Genomic DNA, 21,192 nt, shown 5'->3' on the forward strand with positions numbered 1-21,192 from the left:
CGACAGGCAGGAGTGGAGTCGATGGGCACTCTCATCGCGATCGAGGGCGTCGACGGAGCAGGCAAGTTCACGCTCTCGTCCCGCCTCACGCACGCGTGGGAGGCCGCCGGGGTGGACGCCGTCCGCGTCGGCTTCCCCCGCTACGGGGAGTCGATCCACGCCGACCTGGCCGCCGAGGCGCTGGCCGGTGAGCACGGCGATCTCGCCGCCGGGGTGAACTCGATGGCAGTGCTGTTCGCCCTCGATCGTGCCGGTGCGGTGTCCGACCTCCGTCGGATGCTGCACCGGCACGACGTCGTTCTGCTCGATCGCTACGTCGCGTCCAACGCGGCGTACTCCGCCGCGCGGGTCCACCAGGACGCGGACGGTGCGATGGTCGAGTGGGTGCGCGCGCTCGAGTTCGATCGCCTCGTCCTGCCGCGTCCCTCCGCCCAGATCCTCCTCGACGTTCCGGTCGAGGTCGCGGAGCATCGCGCGCGTGGTCGGGAGCAGGAGGATCCGTCGCGGGCCCGCGACGCGTACGAGCGCGACGGTGGTCTCCAGGCCCGTACCGCGGCGGTCTACGCGGGACTCGCGGCTTCGTCGTGGATGTCGCCGTGGTTCGTCGTGAACGGCGCGCAGGCGGACGGTGAGCAGGTCGACGTGACGAGACTCGCCGCCGAACTTCTCAATCAGACTGCGGAGTACGACGGGATGACACGATAGTCGTCATGAAGCCACGAATTCTGGTCGTCGACGACGATACGGCTCTTGCCGAGATGCTCACCATCGTGTTGCGCGGTGAGGGATTCGAGCCGTTCGTGGTGGGAGACGGCACCCAGGCGCTGTCCGCCGTCCGGGAGAACCGACCGGATCTGGTGCTGCTCGACCTGATGCTCCCCGGTATGAACGGCATCGACGTCTGCCGCGTGCTGCGGGCGGACTCCGGTGTGCCGATCGTGATGCTCACCGCCAAGACCGACACGGTCGACGTCGTGCTGGGACTCGAGTCCGGCGCCGACGACTACATCATGAAGCCCTTCAAGCCGAAGGAGCTCGTGGCCCGCGTCCGCGCGCGCTTGCGACGCACCGAGGAGGAGCCGGCCGAGCTCCTGTCGATCGGCGACGTCGTCATCGATGTTCCGGCGCACAAGGTCACCCGCGACGGCTCGCTCATCTCGCTGACGCCGCTCGAGTTCGACCTGTTGGTGGCGCTGGCCCGCAAGCCTCGTCAGGTCTTCACCCGCGAGGTGCTGCTCGAACAGGTGTGGGGATACCGGCACGCCGCCGACACCCGCCTCGTGAACGTGCACGTCCAGCGACTGCGCGCCAAGGTGGAGACGGATCCGGAGAACCCCGAGGTGGTTCTCACCGTGCGCGGTGTCGGGTACAAGGCCGGCCCGCCGTGATCGGAGCCGATCGACTGCGGGACGGTCGGTGATCTTCACGTCCCGCTCCCGTCGACGCATCAACGGAACCTTCTCGCCTCTGGTGCGATGGTCCCGGTCCATGTGGGCTGCCGCCGGTCACGCGTGGCGTCGGTCGCTGCAGTTGCGCGTCGTCGTGTCGACGCTGACGCTCTCCCTCATCGTCATCACGATCCTCGGCGTCGTGCTCACGAGTCAGATCACGGATCGACTTCTCGACACCAAGATCGACGCCGCCACGAAGGAGCTCGATCGCGCGCGTGCGTCCGTCGAGAGCCAGTTGGCGGGCGACGACTCGACGTCGATCTCGAACCGTCTGGAGCTCGCTCGGTCCGGTCTGACGAGCCGGGACACCGAGAGCGGCGCGGACAGCACGTCCGCCGGCACGTTCGACCCCGTGCTCATCGTTCCCGGCGACGGAGCCCGCGACGAGTTGTTCACCGGTCCCGCCGACCAGATCCCGCAGACGTTGCGCTCGTTCGTCCAGGCCGGCCAGGTGAGCTACCAGTACGCGACCGTGTCGGAACCGGACGGCTACTCGGGTCCGGCCCTCATCGTCGGCAGTCCCACCGCGTCGGACCTCTCCACCCTCGAGCTGTACCTGGTGTTCCCCCTCGCGGGAGAGGACCGCAGCCTCGCCCTCGTGCGCGGAACCCTGCTCATCGGCGGTGCGGTCCTGCTGGTGCTGCTCGCGGCCATCTCGATGCTGGTCGCCCGGCAGGTGGTGGTCCCCATCAGATCGGCGTCGCGCATCGCGGTGCGCTTCGCGGACGGCCGGCTCAAGGAACGGATGCCGGTGCGCGGCGAGGACGACATCGCCCGGCTCGCCATGTCGTTCAACGAGATGGCCGAGAGCCTGTCGAAGCAGATCACCCAGCTCGAGGAGTTCGGAAACCTGCAGCGCCAGTTCACGTCCGACGTCTCGCACGAGCTGCGGACGCCGCTCACCACCGTCCGCATGGCCGCCGAGCTCATCCACGACGCCAGTGAGAGTCTCGATCCGCTGCTCAAGCGCTCGTCCGAGCTGCTTGTCGCCGAGCTGGACCGTTTCGAGACACTGCTCAACGATCTGCTCGAGATCTCCCGCCACGACGCGGGCGTCGCCGAACTGGCGTCCGAGCAACTCGATCTCCGTATGTGCGCCCGCGCCGCGGTGTCCACCGTGCGGCACCTCGCCCGCGAGACGGGCACCGAGCTGATCGTCGACATGCCCGACGAGCCGGTCAACGCCGAGGTGGACCCGCGCCGTGTCGAACGCGTGCTGCGCAACCTGTTGGCGAACGCTCTCGACCACGGGGAGGGCAAGCCCGTCCTGCTGCGCCTGCGCGCGGACGACGACGCCGCCGCCTTCGTCGTGCGTGACCAGGGTGTGGGACTGCGCCCCGGTGAGGAGAAGCTCGTGTTCAACCGCTTCTGGCGGTCGGATCCGTCCCGCGTGCGACGTTCGGGCGGTACGGGCCTGGGGCTCGCCATCAGTCTCGAGGACGCCCGCCTGCACGACGGCAAGCTCGAGGCCTGGGGCGAACCGGGCCAGGGCGCCTGGTTCCGCTTCACGCTGCCGCGCGTGCGTGGTCGCAAGGTCGTGTCCAGCCCCCTGCCGCTGCGACCCGCGGGCCGCAGGTACGCACAGGGACAGCCGCTTCCGGCGGCGCGCCCGACGAGTGTCGGCGCCACGGCGGGGGAGCAGCGACCGTGAGAGACCGCACCGTGCCGCGGCGACGAGCCGCCCTCGTGGCGTGCGTGGCCGCGCTCGCGCTCGTCGCGTCCGGATGCGCGTCGTTGCCCGCGTCGTCAGCGCCGCAGGCCATCGGCACCGTCGCGCGCGGGCCCGTCGAGCAGGAACTCCCCGTTCCCGCCGCGGGTCGTGAACCCAATCTTCTGGTCCGCGACTTCGTGAAGGCCAGCACCGATCCGGCGGACGACCACGCGGGTGCACGTCAGTTCCTGACGGCGAACGCCGCCTCGGAGTGGAACGACGGCGCCAGCGCGATCGTCGTGGACAAGGTGGACGTCCTCGAGGACTCCCGGTCGAGTGACGCCGCGCAGTACACGATCCGAGCAAACCGGGTGGGGCAGCTCGATCAGGGTGGGCAGTACCGCGCCGAGCAGGGATCGTTCGAGACCCAGGTGACGCTGGCCCGCGAGGACGGCGAGTGGCGGATCGACGAGCTGCCGTCCGGAGTCGTCATGGACCGCACCCAGTTCCTCACCTCGTACCAGCGCAAGTCGCTGTACTTCGTCGATCCCACCGGCGCCGAACTGGTGCCCGATCAGCGTTGGGTGAACACCACGCAGGACCGGATGACAGAGACCCTGACTGCACTGCTGCAGGCGGGTCCGCGACTGTCGCTGGAGCCGGCGGTGCGCAACGTGTTCAACGGTGTCACCACGGCCGGTCCCATCACGAAAGCCGACGGGCGTACCTCGGCCGTCGGCATCGGTCTCGGCGGTGTCCGCATCGACTTCCGGGGCGCCGGTGCGCTGGACCGCGCGACCCGCGAACTACTTGCCGCGCAGATCATCTGGACACTGGCCGAGGCCGAGGTGTCGGGTCCCTACGTCCTGCTCTCGGACGGCGCGCCGTTGGACCCGAACTATCCGGACGGCTGGACCACCGCCGAGGTCGCAGAATTCGATCCGTTGGCGGTGACGGGTGCCGACGTGGGCCTGCACGCACTGCGCAACGGCGGGCTCGTCCGCATCGGAACCGACGGCGTGACACCGGTTCCCGGCTACTTCGGCACCGTCAACAACATGCGGTCCATCTCGTTGTCCAGCGACGGAACGCTCGTGGCGGCCGTGTCGGACACCGGTCGTGCGGCGCCGCAGCCGCCCGACGCGCTGCTCATCGGCTCCTACGGCGGCAACGCCTTCCCGGTCGCGGAGGGTGGCTCGATCACCCGGCCCACCTGGGGTCCCGACCGCGACGCCGTGTGGGCCGTCGTGGACGGCACCGTGGTCAAGCGCGCCGTCCGCGACCCGGCCACCGGACAGGTGTCGGTGGTGGACGTCGATTCCGCCGACATCGCCGAGCTCGGCGGCCAGATCACCGAACTTCGGCTCTCCCGCGACGGGGTGCGAGCGGCTCTCATCGTGGACGGCGCCGTCTACGTGGCGGTGGTGGTGCGGCGCGCCGACGGCACCTACGCACTCCGCGAGCCCGAGGCGGTGGCCAACGGTCTGGCGAGCGCGGCGCTGTCCCTGGACTGGAGCACCGGTGACACGGTGGTCGTGGCCCGAGCGGCGACCGACATCCCGATCGTGCAGGTGGCCGTCGACGGCTCACGTCTCGACGGGCTGCCCAGCCGCAACCTCACCGCTCCCGTCGTGTCCGTCGACGCCTCCGCGTCGAGCACCTACGTGGCCGATTCGCGCGCCGTGTTCCAGATCGATGACAGCGACCCGGCGAGTGACCGCTACTGGCGCGAGGTGCCCGGCCTGACCGGCACGAAGTCCGTGCCCGTCCTACCGGGCTGACGAGCGGCGAACTCTGTCGGAGCCTCGCGACACAGTGTCCCGGTGCCGACGACCCTGCTGGACCTCATCCTGCCCCGCGAGTGCGGCGGCTGCGCCCGTGTCGACGCCTCGTGGTGCCCCGCCTGCGCCTGCGCGCTCGACGCGGCGCCGGGGTCGGTGCGGCCGCGTGTCGATCCCGGGGTGCCGTGCTGGGCGCTCGGCCCGTACGCCGGCCCGCACCGTGCGTCGATCCTGGCGATGAAGGAACGCGGTCGACGGGATCTCGCGGCACCGCTCGGGGTCGCCCTCGCCGCCGCCGTGACGCGCCTGCGCGACGCCGGGGAGATCGATCCACCCGAGCTGTCGCCCCTCGTGCTGGTTCCGGCCCCGTCCCGACGCCGCGCGGCACGGGCGCGCGGTGGTGATCCGATCCTGCGTACCTGCCGCCGTGTCGCGCGGGTGCTCGCGCCGGAGGACGTGCGCGTCGTGTCGGTGCTGCGGGTGGACGCGCAGGTGCGTGACTCCGTCGGTCTCACCGCCGACGAGCGTGCGGACAACCTGCGGGGGCGGGTCCGTGTCCGGAGCGGGGGCATCGCCGCGATCGGTCGCGGACCGGTGCTGCTCGTCGACGACGTGGTGACCACCGGAACCACCGCCGCGGAGTCGGTGGCGGCACTGCGACGGTCCGGTGTCGGTGTCGACGCGGTGCTCGTTCTCGCTGCCGTGCGCTGACGTCGCAGTGCCTGTCCCGGTGCCGGAATGGGAGCCTGAAAAGGTCCCGTGAATATCCCGTGAACAGTGGCAGACCATCCGGGGAGCGACTACGGTCAGGGCCACGATCGATCCTCGCTACCGGGTCTGGAGGTGATGCCTCACCACCGAAGGCGCCGGGCGGTCCGCGCTCCGGTGTCACCGTTCTTCCGCTGCGCCAGAAGCGATCTCGGCGCGGCCTCTATCGGGAGGTACGTATGACGACAACGTCACCAGTGACGACTGCACACACGAGCACCCACCGGGTGCACGCGCATCCCCGCGAAGCTCACGCCCATGGTCCGGAGCAGAACGACTCCACCGCCCTCGACTCGACCGACGCCACTGCGGATTCCGTCTACTTCGACGATGCACCCAGTGCCGTCCCGGCCGACGACAACTCGAGCGCCGAACCCGCCGCCGAGGTCGTGGTCAAGGGTCGCAACGTCGAGATACCCGACCACTTCCGCCTGTACGTCTCCGAGAAGCTCGCTCGACTCGAGCGCTTCGATCCCACCATCCATCTGTTCGACGTCGAGCTGTTCCACGAACGCAACCGTCGTCAGTCCAAGAGTTGCCAGCGAGTCGAGATCACCGTGCGGGGCAAGGGCCCCGTCGCGCGTGCCGAGGCCTGCGCGGACAGTTTCTACGCCGCCCTCGAGTCGGCGACCACCAAGCTCGAGAGCCGACTCCGACGGACGAAGGACCGCCGCAAGGTCCACTACGGGGAGAAGCGGCCCGTGTCGGTGGCCGAGGCGACCGCCGCGCTCGTCGAGGAGGCCGTCACTGCCCCCGTCGAGGAGGCGCCCGCCGTCGACGACCACGCCACCGAGGGCCCGGGCACCGTGGTGCGCGTCAAGGAACACCCGGCCGTGCCGATGACCGTCGACGACGCCCTGTACGAGATGGAGCTCGTGGGCCACGACTTCTTCCTGTTCCACGACAAGGAGTCCGACCGGCCGTCGGTCGTCTATCGCCGCCACGCGTTCGACTACGGACTGCTGCGTCTGTCCTGACGCTCGCACCGCCGCGCCGACCACATCGGGCGTCCGCTCCGGCGGGCGCCCGGTGTCGTGCGCGGAACATCCGGTGTGCCTCACAGCGCGCTGTCAGGCTCGACGCCTACGATGGTTCCGCCGGGAGACCGACGAGGTCTCTTCGCATCGAACTGCGCCCCCCGTGTGGACGGGCTCGGTTCACGCCCCACGTACCCGATATTGAGGACGAATAGCCCGTGCCGACGTTGTCGTTGTCCAAGTTGCTCCGTGTCGGTGAAGGTCGCATGGTCAAGCGGCTGAAGCACATCGCCGACCACGTGTCGTCCCTGTCGCCGGACGTCGAGTCCCTGACGGACGCCGAACTGCGTGCGAAGACCGACGAGTTCACGAAGCGGCACCAGGACGGCGAGAGCCTCGACGAACTGCTGCCCGAGGCGTTCGCGGTCGCCCGCGAGGCGTCCAAGCGGGTGCTGTCCCAGCGCCACTTCGACGTCCAGGTCATGGGCGGCGCCGCGCTGCACTTCGGCAACGTCGCCGAGATGAAGACCGGTGAGGGCAAGACCCTCACCTGCGTCCTCCCGGCGTACCTGAACGCGCTGTCCGGTGACGGCGTCCACGTCGTCACGGTCAACGACTACCTGGCCAAGCGTGACTCGGAGTGGATGGGCCGCGTTCACCGCTTCCTCGGACTGAGCGTGGACGTGATCCTCTCGGGCATGACGCCCGCCGAGCGGCGCGCCGCCTACGCGGCCGACATCACGTACGGCACCAACAACGAGTTCGGTTTCGACTACCTCCGCGACAACATGACGCACTCGCTGGACGACCTGGTCCAGCGCGGACACAACTTCGCCGTGGTGGACGAGGTGGACTCGATCCTCATCGACGAGGCCCGTACCCCGCTGATCATCTCGGGCCCCGCGGACGCGTCGTCGAAGTGGTACCCCGAGTTCGCCCGCATCGCCCCCATGATGAAGAAGGACGTCCACTACGAGGTGGACATCAAGAAGCGCACGGTGGGTGTGCACGAGGCGGGTGTCGAGTTCGTCGAGGACCAGCTGGGCATCGACAACCTGTACGAGGCCGCCAACTCGCCGCTGGTGAGCTACCTGAACAACGCCATCAAGGCGAAGGAGCTCTACCAGCGCGACAAGGACTACATCGTCCGAGACGGCGACGTCATCATCGTCGACGAGTTCACCGGCCGCATCCTGGTGGGGCGCCGCTACAACGAGGGCATGCACCAGGCCATCGAGGCCAAGGAGAAGGTGGAGATCAAGGCCGAGAACCAGACCCTCGCCACGATCACGCTGCAGAACTACTTCCGTCTGTACGACAAGCTCTCCGGCATGACCGGTACCGCCGAGACCGAGGCGGCCGAGCTGCACCAGACGTACTCGCTCGGTGTCATCCCCATTCCCACCAACCGCCCGATGGTGCGTGTGGACAACGGCGACCTCATCTACAAGAGCGAGGAAGCCAAGTTCAGTGCCGTCGTCGACGACGTCGTCGAGCGGCACGAGAAGGGTCAGCCGGTTCTGATCGGTACCACCAGTGTCGAGCGCTCGGAGTACCTGTCCAAGCAGTTCACCAAGCGCGGTGTCGCGCACAACGTGCTCAACGCCAAGTTCCACGAGCAGGAGGCGACCATCATCGCCGAGGCCGGCCGGTCCGGCGCGGTGACGGTGGCCACCAACATGGCGGGTCGAGGAACCGACGTGGTGCTCGGCGGCAACCCGGACATCATCGCGGACCTCGCGCTGCGCGGGCAGGGGCTCGATCCCGTCGAGTCGCCGGAGGAGTACGAGGCGGCGTGGGAGCCCACGCTGGAGAAGGTCAAGGACCAGGTCCGCGAGGATGCGGACAAAGTCCGCGACGCGGGCGGTCTCTACGTCCTCGGTACCGAGCGGCACGACTCGCGCCGTATCGACAACCAGTTGCGAGGACGCTCGGGTCGTCAGGGCGACCCGGGGGAGAGCCGGTTCTACCTGTCGCTCGGCGACGAGCTGATGCGCCGATTCAACGGTGCCGCTCTCGAGTCGATCATGACGCGACTCAACCTCCCGGACGACGTCCCGATCGAGGCCAAGATGGTCTCCAAGGCCATCAAGAGCGCGCAGACGCAGGTCGAGCAGCAGAACTTCGAGATCCGCAAGAACGTCCTCAAGTACGACGAGGTGATGAACCAGCAGCGCACCGTCATCTACGAGGAGCGTCGCCGCATCCTCCGCGGAGAGGACATGGAGGGCCAGGTCGAGCAGATGATCACCGACGTGGTCACCGCGTACGTCGACGGCGCCACCTCGGAGGGCTACGTCGAGGACTGGGACCTCGAACAGCTGTGGACCGCGCTGAAGACGCTCTACCCGGTGGGCGTGCAGCACACCGACCTCGCAGCGGAGAACGAGTTCGGCGAGAAGGGCGACCTGTCGCGGGACGACCTGCGCGAGGCGCTGCTCGAGGACGCCCGCGCGGCCTACGCCACGCGTGAGGCGGAGATCAACGAGATCGCGGGCGAGGGCGGTATGCGCGAGCTCGAACGACGGGTGCTGCTGTCCGTGCTCGACCGCAAGTGGCGTGAGCACCTGTACGAGATGGACTACCTCAAGGAGGGCATCGGTCTGCGCGCGATGGCGCAGCGCGATCCCCTCGTCGAGTACCAGCGCGAGGGCTACGACATGTTCACCGGCATGCTCGACGGGTTGAAGGAGGAGTCCGTCGGGTTCCTCTTCAACCTGCAGGTCGAGGCGGCGGCGCCGAGCCCCGCGGCCTCCGCGGGCCTGCAGGTGGGCGCGGGACTGCAGTCGCCCGTCGCAGCCCGACCGGCGCCGGCAGCGCAGGCCGCCCCCGCAGCGCAGGCCGCCCCCGCGGCGCCGGCGCAGCGTCGACCCGAACCCACTGCGGAATCGGCGCCCGAACCGCGGCCCGCCGCACCTGCTGCGCTGCGCGCCAAGGGGCTGGACGACGAGTCGACCGGTCGCCTGACGTATTCCGGTCCCGACGAGACGGGCGGCACCTCGGTCCGCCGCGCCGGGTCGGGGTCGCCGACGGGCGAGTCGAGCTCCGGCACTCGACGCGAGCGCCGCGAGGCGGCTCGGGCCGGGGTCAAGCCGGTCAAGCGCGCACCGAAGGCCAAGCGGCGCAAGTGATCTGCTCGTCCGGGGGCGGCGACCGCCGCCTCAGGACAGGCGCAGGCTCGTGAGCACCCAGGCCGGACCGGTGGTGTTGTGCCGTGCCGTCAGTCGTGCCGCGACGGCGAACACGCGGTCACCACGCGAGTAGGTGCCGAAGACCTCGACGTCGCCGTGCCCGGCGCCGTCTGGCACCGGACCGCCGGCGCGCACGTGCACGGTCCGGACGACGGCGACACCGAGTGTTCGGCCCGGCACGGCCGCCGTCGACAGGGCCGTCGCCATTCCGACCATGGCCGGTGACAGCACCGCGCGCAGGGACGCCGCGGGTCGGCGGCGGTCCACCACCTCGAGTGTCAGACGCAGGACGCGATCGGCGACGTGCCGCGCCGCGGCGGCGGTGCGCGCGTCGGCCTCCGACGGTCCGACGACGGGCCGGGTCGGTCGCGAGGTCGATCGTCCCGAGTGCGGGCCGGGGCGCGGCGACGAGAGCGCTCGGCCCGCGGACCGGGTCGTCGGGCGTGCACGCGTGGAAGTCGCGCCGACCTCGGGTGGCTCGGATCTCGGCAACCGCGCCACGTGAACGACCTCCGATGTCATGCGTTCTCCTCCATGCTCGTACCTGTGCGGCCACGGCCGGTGTGCGGCGAGTGTCGCACGCACGGACGCGGTTCCGGCCCGTCGAGGCAGACGCGGGGCGTCGTCACACCGCAGCCGGTCAGGGTCGGTGAATTCCGACGAGGACGACGGGGAACCGACACGGCGCGGACCACGAGGACGATCGTGAGCGTGGTCGGTCTCATCTGTCGTGCGAGACTGGGACCCGTCACACTCGACCGAGGGGATTCGCGCGTTGGCCACCAGACTCACCACTCAGGACGCGTCCTTCTACTTCCTGGAGGCCAGTACGACTCCCATGCACGTGGGGTCGCTCGCCATCTTCCGGCTCCCGCGCGGGGGTTTCAGTTACGACGAACTGCTCACCCTCGTCGAGAGCCGGCTCGCTCTCGTTCCGCGCTATCGCCAGAAGGTGCGCGAGGTGGCCTTCGGCCTGGCTCGCCCCGTGTGGGTCGACGACCGCGACTTCGACATCACGTACCACATCCGGCGTTCCGCGCTGCCCAAGCCGGGATCCACCGAACAGCTGCACGACCTGGTCGCGCGACTCACCTCACGCCCTCTCGATCGCACGCGTCCGCTGTGGGAGATGTACCTGGTCGAGGGTCTGGCACGGAACCGGTTCGCGATCTTCACCAAGTCGCACTCGTCGATCGTGGACGGCGACAAGGCACTCGAGATCAGTCAGGTCATCCTGGACGCCACCAAGGCTCCGACTCCGATGGCCGAGGAGCTGTGGATGCCCGCGCGGGAACCGTCGGAGAAGGCGCTGGTCGCCGGGGCGCTCGCCGAGATGGTGTCGCGGCCGGGGGAGGGCGTGGAGGCGGTGCGCGGAGCCGTCGGTGACGTCACCCGCGCCGCCGGCGAGGCGGTACGCGCCGTGGGCAAGTTCGCGGCGGTGGTCCGCACCGCGGCGCAGACGGCACCGACGAGTCCACTGAACACGACCATCTCCCGCAACCGCCGGTACTCGGTGGCCAAGACCGATCTCGACGACTACCGGATGGTGCGGTCGAAGTTCGGGGGGACGGTCAACGACGTCGTGCTCACGGTCGTGTCCGGTGCTCTGCGGAACTGGTTGCTCTCGCGCGGTGAGCCCATCGGCCCGTACACGACGGTGCGCGCGATGGTGCCCCTGTCGGTGCACGCGGCCGCCACGGGGACGGGCGACGAGGGCGACGTGCCGCCCAACGAGGTCGAGTCCTTCCTCATCGATCTGCCCGTGGGCGAACCGAACGCCGTGGTGCGGTTGTCCCACGTGTCGCACGCGACGGAGGCTCACCTGGGACAGAGTCGCGGTGTGACGGCGTCGACCCTCATCACGCTGTCCGGGTTCGCGCCGGCCACGCTGCACGCGATGGGTGCGCGCGTCGGGTCGAGCCTGTCGCAGCGCATGTTCAACATCATCGTCACCAACGCCCCCGGCCCCCAGTTCCCGCTCTACGCGGGCGGTGCACGCATGCTCGAGATGTATCCGGTGCCGCCGCTCGTGCGCAATCAGGCGCTCAGCATCGGCCTGACGTCGTACGACGGCAACGTCTACTACGGTGTGAACGCGGACCGGGCAGCGATGCCGGACATCGACGTGATCACCACGTTGCTGCACGAGGCACTCGAGGAACTGGTCGACGCGGCGCGCGACGACAAGAACGTCCGCTGACGACGGTGAGGGAATGAGGCGCAGGTGAGGGTGTTCGTTCCGGCGACCATGCGGATGTTGCAGACACTGGTGGACGAGGGTGAGTTCTCGCCGATCAGTCGGACGGCCTTCGCCGTGACGCCGACGTTGCGGGAGGCGTACGTCTCCGGTGACGACGACGAGTTGGCCGACGTCGCGCTGCGGGAGGCCGCGCGGGCGTCGCTGCGCCTGATCGGCGGTGAGCCGGAACTCGACTCAGACGATGACGGGGACGCCGACGAGGTCGCCGACGCCACTCCGAGCTTCCGCCGCGTCGTCATCGCCGCCGACGTCGATCCGGTGACCCTGCGTCCCGATCTCGATGACGCCGTGGTCCGCCTGCCGGCACCGCTCGCCCTGACGGAGGTGGCGGCGGTCCACGTCGATCTCGCGGCGGCCGAGTCCGCCGTGAGCGCCGCTGTCGCCGCGGTGGACGCGGCCGACCTGGGGGATCCCGACGCCGAGTTCGTGCTGGGCGACGTCGAGGATCACGAACTCGCCTGGTACGCACCGCAGGAGATACCGTTTCTCCTGGAACTGCTCTGACACCGGAACTGCTCTGACACCGCCCTGTTTCGTCGCAGTCGTCGACTGCGTCCGTGGTGGCCGCTCGACCGAGGAGATGTGAATGGGAATCAAGGACTGGCTCGAAGCCCCGGCCGCGAGTGTGTCGTCCCCGCGGCGCCCGTCGCTGAACGTGGTGCGCGGTGCGTTCGCGCGCATCACCACGCCGTTGATTCCCGACGACTACCTGCACCTGGCAAATCCACTGTGGTCCGCGCGCGAATTGCGCGGCCGCATCGTGCGGATCGAGAAGGTGACCGGCGACGCCGCGACCATCGTCATCAAGCCCGGATGGGGCTTCGACTTCGACTACCGGCCGGGGCAGTACATCGGCATCGGCCTCCACGTCGACGGTCGGTGGCACTGGCGGTCGTACTCCCTGACGTCGCCGCCCGATTGGAAGGACAAGCAGATCTCCATCGCCGTCAAGGCGATGCCGGAAGGTTTCCTGTCCTCGCATCTCGTCGGCGGTGTGCCGTCGGGCACGATCGTGCGGCTCGCCGCGCCGAAGGGGAACTTCGCCCTTCCGGAGCCGCCGCCCGCCAAGATCCTGTTCGTCACGGCCGGCAGCGGCATCACACCGGTGATCGGCATGCTGCGCAGTCTCGACTCGCGCGGCCACATGCCCGACGTGGTGCACGTGCACTCGGCTCCCACGGCGGACGACGTGATGTTCGCCTCGGAGTTGGCGGCGCTCGACGCGAAGTACGACTCGGTCGTGTCCCACGTGCAGCACACCCGCTCGGACGGCAAGTTCGATCTGGGCTCGCTCGACGAGCACTACCCGGACTGGCGCGAGCGTCAGACGTGGGCGTGCGGTCCGGCGGCGATGCTCGACGACATCGAGAGGGTGTGGCGGGAGGCAGGCATCTCGGAGAACCTGCACACCGAGCGTTTCGAGATCGTGCGCACCGGCGCGCCGAGCGACGGCGGCACGGTCACGTTCTCCGTCTCCGACCGCACGGTGGCGGTGGACGGCGCCACCACGTTGTTGGAGGCCGGTGAGAAGGCCGGTGTGCGAATGCCTTTCGGCTGCCGCATGGGTATCTGCCAGACGTGCGTGGTGCCGCTGACCGACGGTCACGTCCGAGATCTGCGCTCGGGCAAGGAGCATGCGCACGGCGAGCGGATCCAGACGTGCATCTCCGCGGCTGCCGGGGACTGCACGCTCGAACTCTGACTCCGTCGGCCCCGGGTCGCGCCGCAGGGGTGATCGCACACACACCCTGCGCACAGGCTCGTCCGCTATTCTCGGAAAGGCCTGCCCGCCGATACCGAATCGGTGCGAGGAACGGCATACCGCGATCCGGGGAGTAGACCAGCATGGCCATCACGGACATCTTGGAGTTCGCACATCTGACCGACGAGGACATCGAGTCCCTCGGTCGTGAACTCGATGCCATCCGTCGGGACGTCGAGGACACCCGAGGACGCAAGGACGCGGAGTACATCCGCCGCACCATCGCGCTGCAGCGCGCGCTCGAGGTCGGCGGACGGCTCGCGATCATGGGTTCCCGCTGGCGCTCGGCCGCGCTGGTGGGCGCAGGTCTGCTGGCGGCCAGCAAGATCATCGAGAACATGGAGTTGGGCCACAACGTCTCTCACGGTCAGTGGGACTGGATGAACGATCCGGAGATCCACTCCACCTCGTGGGAGTGGGACCAGACCGGTCCGTCCGCGCACTGGAAGCGTGCGCACAACTACTCGCATCACACGTACACCAACATCGTCGGCATGGACCACGACGTGGGCTTCGGGATCCTCCGGATGACCCGCGACGAGAAGTGGCGGCCACGCAACCTGGTGCAGCCCCTGGGCAACCTGGTGCTGGCACTGACGTTCGAGTGGGGCATCGCTCTGCACGACCTGGACGCGGCGAAGCTCGAGGCCGGTGTTCCCGCGACGCAGCTGCTCTCGGAGCCGAACAAGGAGTTCGCTCGGAAGGTCGCGTCGCAGGTCGGCAAGGATTTCGTGCTCTTCCCGCTGCTCGCGGGTCCGGCGTGGCGTCGTGCACTCGGGGCGAACCTCACCGCCAACGTGGTGCGGAACCTGTGGGCGTACGCCGTGATCTTCTGCGGTCACTTCCCGGACGGCGCCGAGAAGTTCACGATGGGCCAGTTCGAGACGGAGACCCACGAGGAGTGGTACCTCCGGCAGATGCTCGGCAGCGCCAACTTCACGGCCGGCCCCACGATGGCGTTCATGAGCGGCAACCTCTGCTACCAGATCGAGCATCACCTGTTCCCGGACCTGCCGAGCAACCGGTACGCCGAGGTGGCCGTCCGGGTGCGCGCCCTGTGCGACAAGTACGACCTGCCGTACACCACCGGCAACCTGGCGACCCAGTACTGGAAGGCGCTGCGCACCATCTTCAAGCTGTCGCTGCCCGACCAGCTGCTTCGTCGCACGTCGGACGATGCGCCGGAGACCAGTTCGGAGCGCCGTTTCCAGAGCTCCGGCTCCTCCGTCGTGGACCGGGTGCGGTTCGATCCGGTCACCGGTCGCAAGCGCGGACTGCGGTCGGCCCTGCACGAGGCGCGGCTCGAGGCGCGTCAGGCAGTGAAGCGGGTCACAGATACGACGGCGTAACCTACGGGTGCGTAACTTCCGGTAGAGTAACCACGGTCAGGCCCACACGGGCATCGACCACCTGCCGAGGAGTGACCACATGGCGATTTCCGACGTCAAGGAATATGCCCACCTCACCGAGGCCGACGTCGAGGCGCTGGGCCATGAACTCGACGCGTTGCGTCGGGAGATCGAAGAGTCGCGCGGCGAGAAGGATGCGCGGTACATCCGCAACACCATCCGTTTCCAGCGCTCCCTCGAGGCCCTCGGCCGCACCACGATGCTCGCCAGCAACCACCGCGCCGCGTGGTGGGCCGGTAGCGCGATGCTCGGTGTCTCGAAGATCGTCGAGAACATGGAGCTCGGCCACAACGTCATGCACGGCCAGTGGGACTGGATGAACGACCCGGAGATCCATTCCACCTCGTGGGAATGGGACAACACCGGTCCGTCCGAGCACTGGAAGCAGACCCACAACTACATCCATCACAAGTACACCAACGTGCTGGGCATGGACGACGACGTGGGCTACGGCCTCATCCGCGTCACGCGTGACCGCAAGTGGGTCCCGTTCAATGCCGGCAACCTCGTGTACAACACGCTGCTGATGCTCCTGTTCGAGTACGGCGTGGCGGTACAGCATCTCGAGCTGGGCAAGGCCGTGAAAGGCCGTGTGCCCAAGGAGGAGACGCGACGCAAGCTGAAGGAGGTCGGCGACAAGGTCGGCCGCCAGATGCTGAAGGACTATGCGATCACGCCGGCCATCACGTCGCTGTCGCCCGCCGCGTCCTACCGGAAGACGTTGACCGCCAACATCATGGCGAACGTCATCCGTAACATCTGGACGAACGCCGTCATCTTCTGCGGTCACTTCCCGGACGGTGCGGAGAAGTTCACGCGCCACGACCTCCAGGACGAGACGCAGGGGCAGTGGTACCTCCGACAGATGTTGGGCAGCGCCAACTTCCACGCCGGACCGACCCTCGCCTTCATGTCAGGCAACCTCTGCTACCAGATCGAGCACCACGTGTTCCCCGATTTGCCGAGCAACCGGCTCGCCGCGATCAGTGTGCGGGTCCGCGAACTGTGCGAGAAGTACGACCTGCCGTACACCACAGGGCCTTTCCTCGCCCAGTACGGCAAGTCCTGGCGCACCATCGCGAAGCTGTCGCTCCCCGACAAGTACCTCAAGGCCACGGCGGACGACGCACCGGAGACGGCATCCGAGCGCAAGTTCGGGGGCAACGTCACCTCGACGGTCGACCCGGTGACCGGACGTCGTTCCGGTCTGCTGAGCGCGATAAAGCAGGGTAAGGGCGGCACGGGACTGCGAAAGCTGCTCTCGCGCTGATCGATCGGTCGGAGCTCCGTCAGTAGGAGTCGTTCGACATCACGGCCACCAACAGCAGGCGAACCGCGGCGACGCGGTTCGCCTGCTGTCCTGTCAGGGTGTCCAGAGCGCACTCCGGGTCGGCCGGCGGCCCGAGGTGTGTGCAGCCGCGCGGGCAGTCCTCGATGGTGACGGCGAGGTCCGAGAACGCCGCGACGACATCCTCCGGCGAGATGTGGGCCAGCCCGAAGGACCGGATACCGGGAGTGTCGATGACCCAGCCTCCACCCGGAAGATGCAGCGACACCGACTGAGTCGACGTGTGCCGTCCCTTGCCGACGCCGGAGACGATGCCGACGGCGCGATGTGCCTCCGGCACCAGCCGGTTCACCAAGGTCGACTTGCCCACCCCCGAGTGGCCGATCAGCGCGGACGACTTCCCAGTGATCATCGCCAGGAGCTCGTCCAGCGGACGGTCCCGGCCCACCAGCACCACCGGCACGTCGAGGTCGGCGAAGACGGCGGCGAACTCGTCGGACGACGCCAAGTCGTCCTTCGTCAGACACAGCACGGGTCGGAGACCACCCACGAACGCTGCCACCATCGCGCGCTCGACGAAGCCCGAGCGGGGTGGCGGGTCGGCCAACGCCACCACGATCAGCAGCTGGTCCGCGTTGGCCACCACGACACGCTCGTACGGATCCGTGTCGTCGGCGGTGCGCCGCAGCACCGTTCGTCGTTCGTCCACGCGGACGATGCGGGCCAGGGCGTCGACGCGTCCCGAGACGTCGCCGACGATGCCCACCGCGTCACCGACGACGATCGGGGTCCGGCCCAGCTCGCGCGCTCGCATGGCGACCACGAGGCGCTCTGGATCATTGTCGATCACGCAGCCCCACCGGCCGCGATCCACCGACACCACCATCGCGTCCGAGGCGTCGGCGTGGGTGGGCCGGGTCTTCGTTCGTGGGCGCGTGCCCTTGCCCGGCCGGACGCGGACGTCCGACTCGTCGTACACCCGCCGGATCAGCGTGCACCACCTCCGGCCAGCATGGCGCTCCAGAGGGTCGCGAACCCCGGCAGCGTCTTGGCGGTGGAGTCGATGTCGTCGACCTCGACGCTCGGGACGACCAGACCGATCACGGCGCCCGCCGTGGCCATGCGATGGTCGGCGTACGCCCGCCAGGGTCCGCCGTGCAGCGGCGCCGGCTCGATGATCAGGCCGTCCTCGGTCTCCTCGACACCGCAGCCGAGAGCACCGAGTTCCGCCGTGAGTGCGGCGAGCCGATCCGTCTCGTGCCCGCGCAGATGGGCGATCCCGCGCAGGCGCGAGGGTGACCCGGCCAGGGCCGCCATCGCCGCGACCGTGGGGGTCAGCTCGCCGATGTCGTGCAGGTCCACGTCGACGCCCTCGAGCTTCTCGGGCCCCCGCGCCGTGAGCGACTCGGCAGTGAGCAGCACCTCGGCCCCCATCGACGTGAGGATGTCGCGGAACGCGTCACCGGGCTGCGTCGTCCGGGCAGGCCACCGGGGCACGGTCACCTCACCGCCCGTGACGGCCGCCGCGGCGAGGAACGGGGTCGCGTTGGACAGGTCCGGTTCCACGACACGGTCGACCGGAGCCACGGCGCCGGGATGCACCCGCCACCGGTTCGGAATGCCGGAGTTCTTGGGAGTCTCCACCTCGATCCCGCTCTCGCGCAGCATCTCCACCGTCATGTCGATGTGAGGCATCGACGGCACCGGGGGACCGACGTGCTCGACGACGAGGCCCTCGTCGAACCGCGCCGCCGAGAGCAGGAGCCCCGACACGAACTGGGACGACCCGGACGCGTCCAGTCGGACCGTGCCCCCGCGGACACGGCCCGTGCCGTCGACGACGAACGGCAACCGGTCCCCGCTCACGGGAACACCCAGGGCGCGGAGCGCGTCGAGAATGGTCTGCTGCGGGCGCGAGCGGGCGTGCTCGTCGCCGTCGAAGCGCGAGCGACCGGTGGCCAGCGCGGCGACGGGGGGAACGAAGCGCATGACGGTGCCCGCCAGCCCGCAGTCCACGTCGCCGCCGCGGCCGGGTCCGGGGGTGACCCGCACCGTCGTCCCGTCGTCGTCGGGAGACTCCACGACGGCACCCAGGGTGCGCAGCGCATCGATCATCAGATCGGTGTCACGGCTGCGCAGAGCGCCGGTCACCGTCGACGGTCCGTCCGCGAGCGCGGCCAGGATCAGGGCGCGATTGGTGATCGACTTCGACCCCGGGAGGTCGACGGTCGCACGGACGGGCTGCGGGGCGAGGGGCGCGATCCAGGACGTCACGGTCACAGTCTCTCACTGGCGGACGCGCGTCGGATGTCCGCGACGGTCGCGGCGGTCGCCCGGACGAGATCCTGTGCGGAGAGTTCGATCTCCAGACCGCGCCGACCGCCGCTGCAGAAGAGGGTCGAGTGCCCGAGTGCCGACGTGTCGACGACCGTGGGCAGGGGCGTGCGCTGACCGAGCGGGGAGACGCCCCCCAGGACGTAGCCCGTCGACCGGCGCACGGCTGCGGGATCGGCCATCGACACCTTGCTCGCCCCGAGGGCGGCGGCGACGGACTTCAGGGCGAGCATGTCCGGCACGGGAAGAACCGCGACCGCCAACGAGGAGCCCGTCGACACGACCAGGGTCTTGAACACCCGATCCGCCGACACACCGAGGCCGGCGGACAGTGCGTCGACCGCCTCGTCGCCGTACTGCTCGGTGCCGCGGTCGTGCTCGTAGGTGTGGACGGTGAACTCGATTCCGAGACGCGTCAGCATCGTCGTCGCGGGAGTAGCCGATCCGGCCATGGCGTCGTGGTCCCTTCCCACCGTGATCACCCGCCCCGCGAGTACGGCCAGAACGTCGTGATCGGCTGCTGGTACACGACATTCTGGCCGTACTCGCGGAGACGGTCCGGCAGCGGGGGGAACACGACGGCGGCCACGGCTGTTGCACGCAGCATCAGGACGGCGCGCACTGTGCGCCGCCGCTCGACGGAGGAGGGCGTGTGAACGTCGTTGCACCGGAGCGCTCCGGAGCCGAGAGGCTCTCGGCGACGCTGACGAATGTGGTGGTGATCCCATCGGTAAAGTGGAGTCCGGACGACCACGGTGAGCTCACCGGTTCCCGGACGTCCGAGGTCGACACCTCGGAGGACGGGGCGGTCGCCGCGGGGCACACGAGAGGGGCCAGCGTGACGGATCAGCCACAGACCGAGACCGGCACCACGACGGGCGCCGTCGATCCTGCGATCCTCGAGACAGAGGACGGCATCCGCTCGCGGGAGAACGCTGCGGATCTGACGGCGCGGTTCGAGCGTGACGCGCTCCCGCTGCTCGACCAGCTGTACGGCGCGGCCCTGCGGATGACGCGGAACCCGTCCGATGCCGAGGACCTGGTCCAGGAGACGTACGTCAAGGCGTACACGGCGTTCAAGAGCTTCCGCGAGGGCACGAACCTCAAGGCGTGGCTCTACCGGATCCTGACCAACACCTACATCAACTCGTACCGGAAGAAGCAGCGTCAGCCGGCGCAGTACCCGACGGACGAGATCACCGACTGGCAGCTCGCGGCCACCGCTGAGCACTCGTCCACCGGTCTACGGTCGGCCGAGGTCGAGGCGCTGGACGCCCTGCCCGACGACGACATCAAGGCGGCGCTGCAGGCGTTGCCCGAGGAGTTCCGCATGGCGGTGTACTACGCCGACGTCGAGGGCTTCCCGTACAAGGAGATCGCCGAGATCATGGGCACGCCCATCGGCACCGTGATGTCGCGGTTGCACCGCGGCCGCAAGCAACTGCGCAACGAACTGGCGGAGGTCGCTCGCGACCGTGGATTCAACCGGTCCGCCGCGGCGACCGAGGAGGTAGCACGATGAGCGGCAACGAGTTCGAGGACCTGGACTGCTCGGCCGTCATCGCCGACGTGTGGACGTTGCTCGACAACGAGTGCGACGAGGCCAGCAGGCAGCGCGTGCAGCGTCACCTCGACAGTTGTGGTTCGTGCCTCGCGCAGTACGGCATCGAGGAGAAGATCAAGTCTCTCGTCGGCCGCAAGTGCGGCGGCGAGCGGGCTCCGGAAGGCCTGCGGGAGCGCCTGACGCTGGAGATCCGGCGGTCGGTGACCATCACCGCCACCGAGGACTGACCGCCTACACGACGAAGGGCCGGGACGCTGTGCGTCCCGGCCCTTCGTCGTGTGGTGCTCGTGATCAGCTGTTGGGGCGCTTGCCGTGGTTGGCTGCATTTCCCTTACGGCTGCGCTTCTTGCGTCCTCGCTTGCCCATGGTGGATCTCCTTCCTGTTCCACCCAGTTTCTCACGTGTGGTTGGCTGTACGACGAGCGGCCGTGCCTCCGGCGTGGTCCGTTCACCGAACGAGTCGACACGCGCGTGCAGACGAGCGGAACGGAACAGGGGGACCGTGATGGCCGAGGACGTCCGAGCCGAGATGGTGTCGACGGTATTCCAGATCGTCGTCGCCGAGGGTGATCACGTGAACGAGGGCGACGCCGTGGTGGTGCTCGAGTCGATGAAGATGGAGATTCCCGTGCTCGCCGAGTCCGCGGGCACCGTGACGTCCATCGGAGTCGCCGTGGGCGACGTCATCCAGCAGGGCGACCTGATCGCCGTCATCTCCTGATCCGGTCACCACTCTGATCAGCCGACGACGTACCG

Annotated in this window: 21 protein-coding genes; 15 read left to right on the plus strand and 6 right to left on the minus strand. The window is 68.9% G+C overall.

The genetic code is table 11. The features are described 5' to 3' along the window. Positions 1-21 precede the first annotated feature (21 nt). From OG947_RS20865 to secA, 7 genes are all read left to right on the plus strand, one after another. Positions 22-705, plus strand: a complete 684-nt coding sequence (locus OG947_RS20865) for a dTMP kinase (protein WP_222638677.1) — start codon at positions 22-24, stop codon at positions 703-705. Between the two features lie 5 nt (positions 706-710). Continuing rightward, the gene (mtrA, locus tag OG947_RS20870) at positions 711-1,388 is read left to right on the plus strand and encodes an MtrAB system response regulator MtrA (protein ID WP_027506869.1); all 678 of its coding nucleotides are present in this window, start codon (positions 711-713) and stop codon (positions 1,386-1,388) included. A gap of 28 nt (positions 1,389-1,416) precedes the next feature. Further along, positions 1,417-3,102 carry an MtrAB system histidine kinase MtrB gene (mtrB, locus tag OG947_RS20875; RefSeq protein ID WP_027506868.1) on the plus strand — a complete coding sequence of 562 codons (1,686 nt, stop codon included), beginning with the start codon at positions 1,417-1,419 and terminating at the stop codon, positions 3,100-3,102. A gap of 11 nt (positions 3,103-3,113) precedes the next feature. Further along, on the plus strand, positions 3,114-4,883 hold the full coding sequence (lpqB, locus tag OG947_RS20880) for an MtrAB system accessory lipoprotein LpqB (protein WP_328814082.1): 1,770 nt from the start codon (positions 3,114-3,116) through the stop codon (positions 4,881-4,883). Between the two features lie 42 nt (positions 4,884-4,925). Beyond that, a complete protein-coding gene (locus OG947_RS20885) occupies positions 4,926-5,594 on the plus strand; it encodes a ComF family protein (RefSeq protein ID WP_056447788.1) in 669 nt (222 codons plus the stop codon). Between the two features lie 446 nt (positions 5,595-6,040). Next, entirely contained in the window at positions 6,041-6,628 is a 588-nt protein-coding gene (gene hpf / locus OG947_RS20890; protein ID WP_027506865.1) for a ribosome hibernation-promoting factor, HPF/YfiA family, read from the plus strand. Positions 6,629-6,846: 218 nt separating this feature from the next. After that, a complete protein-coding gene (secA, locus tag OG947_RS20895; protein WP_328812795.1) occupies positions 6,847-9,759 on the plus strand; it encodes a preprotein translocase subunit SecA in 2,913 nt (970 codons plus the stop codon). Between the two features lie 30 nt (positions 9,760-9,789). Here secA and OG947_RS20900 read toward each other — a convergent pair whose 3' ends face one another. Beyond that, entirely contained in the window at positions 9,790-10,341 is a 552-nt protein-coding gene (locus OG947_RS20900; RefSeq protein WP_328812796.1) for an Rv3235 family protein, read from the minus strand. Positions 10,342-10,594: 253 nt separating this feature from the next. On the opposite strand from OG947_RS20900, the gene OG947_RS20905 reads away from it, so the two are divergent. From OG947_RS20905 to OG947_RS20925, 5 genes are all read left to right on the plus strand, one after another. Continuing rightward, positions 10,595-12,019, plus strand: a complete 1,425-nt coding sequence (locus OG947_RS20905) for a WS/DGAT/MGAT family O-acyltransferase (RefSeq protein ID WP_027506863.1) — start codon at positions 10,595-10,597, stop codon at positions 12,017-12,019. A 24-nt stretch (positions 12,020-12,043) separates the two neighbouring features. After that, positions 12,044-12,583: a DUF6912 family protein gene (locus tag OG947_RS20910; RefSeq protein ID WP_442973077.1), complete on the plus strand. Its 540-nt coding sequence runs from the start codon at positions 12,044-12,046 to the stop codon at positions 12,581-12,583. An 82-nt stretch (positions 12,584-12,665) separates the two neighbouring features. Further along, the gene (locus OG947_RS20915; RefSeq protein ID WP_027506861.1) at positions 12,666-13,781 is read left to right on the plus strand and encodes a ferredoxin reductase; all 1,116 of its coding nucleotides are present in this window, start codon (positions 12,666-12,668) and stop codon (positions 13,779-13,781) included. A gap of 143 nt (positions 13,782-13,924) precedes the next feature. Continuing rightward, complete coding sequence (locus OG947_RS20920) at positions 13,925-15,190, plus strand: fatty acid desaturase family protein (protein ID WP_056447798.1); 1,266 nt, start codon at positions 13,925-13,927, stop codon at positions 15,188-15,190. A gap of 79 nt (positions 15,191-15,269) precedes the next feature. Further along, positions 15,270-16,520: a fatty acid desaturase family protein gene (locus OG947_RS20925; RefSeq protein ID WP_027506859.1), complete on the plus strand. Its 1,251-nt coding sequence runs from the start codon at positions 15,270-15,272 to the stop codon at positions 16,518-16,520. Between the two features lie 19 nt (positions 16,521-16,539). Here OG947_RS20925 and rsgA read toward each other — a convergent pair whose 3' ends face one another. The 4 genes from rsgA to OG947_RS20945 are packed head-to-tail and all read right to left on the minus strand — an operon-like array spanning position 16,540 to position 19,479. Next, positions 16,540-17,517 carry a ribosome small subunit-dependent GTPase A gene (gene rsgA / locus OG947_RS20930; protein WP_155957112.1) on the minus strand — a complete coding sequence of 326 codons (978 nt, stop codon included), beginning with the start codon at positions 17,515-17,517 and terminating at the stop codon, positions 16,540-16,542. Between the two features lie 8 nt (positions 17,518-17,525). Next, positions 17,526-18,812 carry a 3-phosphoshikimate 1-carboxyvinyltransferase gene (gene aroA, locus OG947_RS20935; RefSeq protein ID WP_328812797.1) on the minus strand — a complete coding sequence of 429 codons (1,287 nt, stop codon included), beginning with the start codon at positions 18,810-18,812 and terminating at the stop codon, positions 17,526-17,528. 2 nt (positions 18,813-18,814) lie between these two features. Then, on the minus strand, positions 18,815-19,324 hold the full coding sequence (locus OG947_RS20940) for an aminoacyl-tRNA deacylase (RefSeq protein WP_222638672.1): 510 nt from the start codon (positions 19,322-19,324) through the stop codon (positions 18,815-18,817). A 26-nt stretch (positions 19,325-19,350) separates the two neighbouring features. Continuing rightward, entirely contained in the window at positions 19,351-19,479 is a 129-nt protein-coding gene (locus OG947_RS20945) for a hypothetical protein (protein ID WP_328812798.1), read from the minus strand. A 288-nt stretch (positions 19,480-19,767) separates the two neighbouring features. Here OG947_RS20945 and OG947_RS20950 point away from each other — a divergent pair, with 288 nt between their 5' ends. Together OG947_RS20950 and rsrA are read left to right on the plus strand one after the other, a co-directional pair. After that, the gene (locus tag OG947_RS20950) at positions 19,768-20,394 is read left to right on the plus strand and encodes a sigma-70 family RNA polymerase sigma factor (protein WP_037186858.1); all 627 of its coding nucleotides are present in this window, start codon (positions 19,768-19,770) and stop codon (positions 20,392-20,394) included. Further along, positions 20,391-20,663, plus strand: a complete 273-nt coding sequence (gene rsrA / locus OG947_RS20955) for a mycothiol system anti-sigma-R factor (protein ID WP_027506855.1) — start codon at positions 20,391-20,393, stop codon at positions 20,661-20,663. Before OG947_RS20950 ends, rsrA begins: the two co-directional genes overlap by 4 nt. A gap of 64 nt (positions 20,664-20,727) precedes the next feature. On the opposite strand, the gene OG947_RS22695 is transcribed toward rsrA, so the two are convergent. Beyond that, a complete protein-coding gene (locus tag OG947_RS22695) occupies positions 20,728-20,802 on the minus strand; it encodes a 50S ribosomal protein bL37 (protein WP_110293457.1) in 75 nt (24 codons plus the stop codon). A gap of 139 nt (positions 20,803-20,941) precedes the next feature. On the opposite strand from OG947_RS22695, the gene OG947_RS20960 reads away from it, so the two are divergent. After that, positions 20,942-21,157, plus strand: coding sequence for a biotin/lipoyl-binding carrier protein (locus OG947_RS20960; protein ID WP_027506854.1), 216 nt, complete (start codon positions 20,942-20,944; stop codon positions 21,155-21,157). Positions 21,158-21,192: the final 35 nt, after the last annotated feature.

Origin of the sequence: Rhodococcus sp. NBC_00297 (assembly GCF_036173065.1) — a bacterium.
GTDB lineage: Bacteria > Actinomycetota > Actinomycetes > Mycobacteriales > Mycobacteriaceae > Rhodococcoides.